5 protein-coding genes are annotated in these 4,264 nt (G+C 62.2%); 1 reads left to right on the forward strand and 4 read right to left on the reverse strand.

The genetic code is table 11. The annotated features are described in order from the left end of the window. The coding region (locus tag AC5E6L_RS12420) for a lysophospholipid acyltransferase family protein (RefSeq protein ID WP_491773671.1) at positions 1 to 479 on the forward strand (479 nt) is incomplete at its 5' end. Positions 480 to 511: 32 nt separating this feature from the next. Here AC5E6L_RS12420 and AC5E6L_RS12425 read toward each other — a convergent pair. From AC5E6L_RS12425 to AC5E6L_RS12440, 4 genes are all read right to left on the reverse strand, one after another. Next, positions 512 to 1,801: a TRAP transporter large permease gene (locus AC5E6L_RS12425; protein ID WP_491228836.1), complete on the reverse strand. Its 1,290-nt coding sequence runs from the start codon at positions 1,799 to 1,801 to the stop codon at positions 512 to 514. 1 nt (position 1,802) lies between these two features. Beyond that, the gene (locus AC5E6L_RS12430; RefSeq protein ID WP_491228837.1) at positions 1,803 to 2,330 is read right to left on the reverse strand and encodes a TRAP transporter small permease; all 528 of its coding nucleotides are present in this window, start codon (positions 2,328 to 2,330) and stop codon (positions 1,803 to 1,805) included. 69 nt (positions 2,331 to 2,399) lie between these two features. Further along, positions 2,400 to 3,419, reverse strand: a complete 1,020-nt coding sequence (dctP, locus tag AC5E6L_RS12435; protein WP_491773674.1) for a TRAP transporter substrate-binding protein DctP — start codon at positions 3,417 to 3,419, stop codon at positions 2,400 to 2,402. Positions 3,420 to 3,528: 109 nt separating this feature from the next. Next, positions 3,529 to 4,264: proline racemase family protein (locus AC5E6L_RS12440; RefSeq protein ID WP_491773676.1), on the reverse strand; the 736-nt coding region annotated here is incomplete at its 5' end.

The following is a 4,264-nucleotide window of genomic DNA, read 5'->3' on the forward strand; positions in this document are numbered from 1 at the left end:
CGTTCGAGGAGACCAAGGAGGCGCTGGCGCTGAACCTGAAGACGCGCCAGGAGGCGCTCGAACTGCTCAAGGAGGGGGTGACGGTCATCGTCTTTCCGTCCGGGGGCGTGGCCACCGCGCCCAAGGGCCTTGGCCGGGCGCGCGACCTGCCGTGGAAGGTGTTCGTGGCCAAGCTCGTCCAGGCCGCCCATGCATCGGTCGTTCCGGTCTATTTCGAGGGCCAGAACGGGCGCGTCTTCCATCTCGTCAGCCAGTTCTCGCTGACGCTGCGCACATCGCTCCTGATCCGCGAGTTCCAGCGCCTCTACGGCAAGCAGATCAAGGCCTGGATCGGAGAGGTGATGCCCGCCCACGAACTGGCGCCGATCCGGGACCGCAAGCAATTGCTTCGGCATCTGCACGACAGCGTGTTCCGCCTCGACCCCAGCGGGCGCAGCACGGCCCATGCCGAGGAGATCAAGGCCGGTCCGTGCGGCTGACCGGGCGCGCGGTTGCCGGGGATCGCATCACCTCAGCCCAGGAGCAGGTTGGGCAGCCAGAGGGAGACCTCCGGCACGTAAGTGGTGATCAGCAGCGTCGGGAGCCAGGCGAATGCGATCATGATCAGCGATGGCCCGATCATCTCGTTGACCGGCGCCCTGCCGACCCGCGCGCCGAGATAAAGAAGCGGTGCCGTCGGAGGCGTGATGTTGCCCATGCCGAGATTGACGCCGATGATCGCGGCAAACTGGATGGGATCGATGCCCAGTTCGGTCACGATCGGGAACAGCAGCGGCGCGCCCAGCAGGATGCCGGACACGTCATCCATCAGCATGCCGATCAGGATCAGCACCACATTGATCATGATCATGATCACGATGGGGTTCTCCGAAACCGAAAAGATCAGATCCTGAGCGATGCCGGGTATGTCCTCGAAGATCAGCATGCGGCTGACGATCATCACCATGAAGAACATCACCATGACCACGCCGGTCGTGGTGGCGGTGTCGATCAATGCCGCGACGAAGTTCTTCGGGGTCAGGCCCTTGTAAATGAAGAAGCCGACCGGAATGGCGTAGATCACCGCGATGCCCGCGGCCTCGGTCGGGGTCATGATGCCCCCGTAGATGCCGCCGAGGATGATCACCGGCATCAGAAGGGCCGGGAAGGCTTTCCAGCTCTTCCGTGTCAGGTCGGCGGCAATGTTTTCCGATGGCGGGAGGGTTTTGATGCCCCTGTGTTTGCGCAGCATGGCCAGATTCACAATGATCAGCAGGCAAACAAGGATCAGGCCGGGGACGACCGTGGCCAGAAAGCATTGCAGAACCGATTGGCGCGTGACCCAGGCATAGATGATCTGGATCGCGCTGGGCGGGATCAACAGGCCGAGCGGCGCGGAATTGGCGATGATCGCCGCCGAAATCCCGCGCGGATAGCCGGCCTCGCGCAGCCGCGGCGTCATGATGGAACCGATGCAGGTCAGCGTGGCCGAAGCCGACCCCGAAATCGATCCGAAAACAGCGCTTGCGACGACGGCCGCCGCGCTCAGGCCGCCGCGGATGCGACCAACGAACAGTTCGGCCAGCGCAACCAGCGGCGCGGCGATCTTGCCACGCTCCATCAGACCGCCGGCCATGATGAACAGCGGAATGGCCAGCAGGACCAAGGCGTTCATCCGCCAGTGCCCGGACGGCAACAGCGTTGTGACATCATGCCCGCCGGCCCAGGCGAGATAGATCATGGTCAGCCCGAAGGCCAGCGGGACCGACATGCCCAGGATCAGGCCGCCACAAAGGATGACGAGCGTGAAGACGAGGATCATGTCAGGCCCCCTGATGGGCGGCGGCACCACGTTTGAGCTTCACGTAAAGATGCAGCAGGCTGTAGGCCGCCATCAGGGCGAGCCCGACGCAGATGCCAAGCCGCGGCAACGCGTAGGGGATCTTCCAGGCCACCGTCGTTGGCCAGCCGGGGTATTTGGCAACGTCTTCGCCGACCATGACGAGTGCCCACCAGGTCAGGACGCAGAGGACAAACAGTTCGAGCGCGTTGGTGAGCACCGACAGCAACCAGCGCATGCTCGGGTTGGCGATGAAGGTCGACAGGAAATCGGCCTTGATATGCGTGTCGTCCCAACTGCCCTGCGCACCGCCGATGAAGTAGAGCCAGAAGGCGACCGCAAGCACCCATTCCTCATAGGCAAACAGATCGCCCCGAAAGCCGTAGCGTATGACGACGACAAGAAAGAACGCGACCGCCATGGTGAGGCTGGCCAGGACCAGCAGCGTTTTCTGGGCGAGCAGCACTGCGCGCAATGGCGCTCGGATGCTGTTCGGCACATGGTCCAGCATCATCCCCTCCCGGCGAAATAAGGGGTGTCGCGTCCAGGCGCACGACACCCCGAGCACACCCGATCGATGTTACCGGGTGTCCGCTTTCAGGGCGTCCATCAGTTCCTTGCCGAAGGCTTCTTCCAGCTTCGGCCAGGTGGTGGCACGGACATGGGCGGCAATCGCCGCCCGTTCTTCGTCGGACAGCTCGATCACGGTCACGCCGGCCTCCGACAGCCTGGTGGTGAATTCCGCATCCTTTGCCTCGGACTGGTCGAACGAGGCCAGCGCCGCTTTGGAAAAAGCCACTTCGACGACCTGTTTTTGGGCATCGTCCAGCGCGTCCCAGCTTTTCGCGCTCATATAGTAGGCGGTGTTTTCCACGAATGGGTTGTAGGGGATGTAGTATTCGATCGCATCCTTGAAGGAGGTGTAGTTGGCTTCGGGCGTTCCGCCGATCACCCCGTCCACGACGCCTTGTTGCAGCGCCGGGAAGACGTCGCCCCAGTCGATGGTGGTGGTGTTGAAGCCGATGTCGGAAGCGGTTTGCCTGGCCACATTGGCAGACCAGACACGGATGGTCATGCCCTTGTCGCCCACATCGGTGACGTTGTCCGGTTTCCTGGCCGCGCCGACGCCGATGAAGCCTTCGCCCACAATGCCCAGCAGGCGGACGTCCTGCTCGTCCAGAAGCGCTGAAAACGCGCGGTAGAAGTTCGAGCCGGGCGAGAACACCTTGCGCATCTGGTCATAGTTCTCGACCAGATAGGGAACGGTGTTGATTTCCAGCTTGGGATCGTTGATCGAATAGACAAATGTGTGCGCGATATCGATGGCGCCTTTTTGAACGTCCCCGAAGACCTGCTCACCCGATCCCAATTGATTGGCGGGAAAAAGCTGAACCTTCAGACCGACATCGGCGCCCTCAAGCTCCGCCTTGATGTCCTGGAGACGCTGCGTTGCGCTATGATCGGGCGCGTGCGAGCCGGCGATGCGAAGACGCGTGTCCGAAGCATTTGCCACCGGGGCAAGGGCGATGGTGCCGGCAAGAGCGGCACCGCACAAGGCCAGTGCCGCATCGCGGGTCGGTCCTGAAAGCCGTTTCGACATGAAAATCCTCCCAGTGCATGTCGGTCGATGAAATCATCGTAGGGCTGGGACCGTGTCATGTATTGAAGATTTAACGCATGGCATGGCATATTCAGCGCATTCGTCGCGATCAGTTTATGAAGCCGTCACCCCAAATGTCCGAAAGCGTATAGCCTTCGCGGAACGGGTCGTTTGGGTCGTACACCAACCGGTGCCGCCCATAGATCCAGGAGCGTCCCGACAAGCGCGGCAGGACCGCCTTGCGATCGCCTACCATCGTCGCGGCCGTGATTTCGGCGGTGAACACACTGTCGATGATCGAACGGCTTTCGATCCGCTCTCCGATGTCCAGCGCTCCGCGCGCATGCAGGACCGAAAGGCGCGCGGCGGTTCCGGTGCCGCACGGCGAGCGGTCCATCCGCCCCGGAAAGATCACGTTGCCATTGCGGATGTTGCGTCCATCGCCGTCGCAGAAAAGGATGTATTCGACCCGATCGAAGTCGGGCAATTCAGGGTGGCAAACCTCGATTTGCCGCTGTGCGGCTTTCCTGATGGGCGCGGCCAGATCGCCCACCAGCTTGCGGGCATTTCGGGGGGCGATCTCGACGCCCAGCGCCCTTGCGTCGACAAGGGCGAAATAGCAGCCGCCAAAGGCCACATCCACCGTCAGCGTGCCCAACCCCTCGATATGAAGCGGGTGGTCGAGATGTTCGACGAAGCTTGGAAAGAAATCGAGATAGACCCGTTCACATTTTCCGTTGCGACATTGGGCCCGGGCGGTGACCAATCCCGCGGCGGTGTCCAGGCGAACGGTCGTTTCCGGTTCGACCATGGGCAGGATCCCGGTTTCCAGAAGAACGGTCACC

This window comes from Roseitalea sp., from assembly GCF_984466335.1.

What these genes read in the sequence shown, in the direction of transcription:
- AC5E6L_RS12425 (WP_491228836.1), bottom strand. Translation starts at nt 1,801, where the DNA reads ATGATCCTCGTCTTCACGCTCGTCATCCTTTGTGGCGGCCTGATCCTG.
- AC5E6L_RS12430 (WP_491228837.1), bottom strand. Translation starts at nt 2,330, where the DNA reads ATGCTGGACCATGTGCCGAACAGCATCCGAGCGCCATTGCGCGCAGTG.
- dctP (WP_491773674.1), bottom strand. Translation starts at nt 3,419, where the DNA reads ATGTCGAAACGGCTTTCAGGACCGACCCGCGATGCGGCACTGGCCTTG.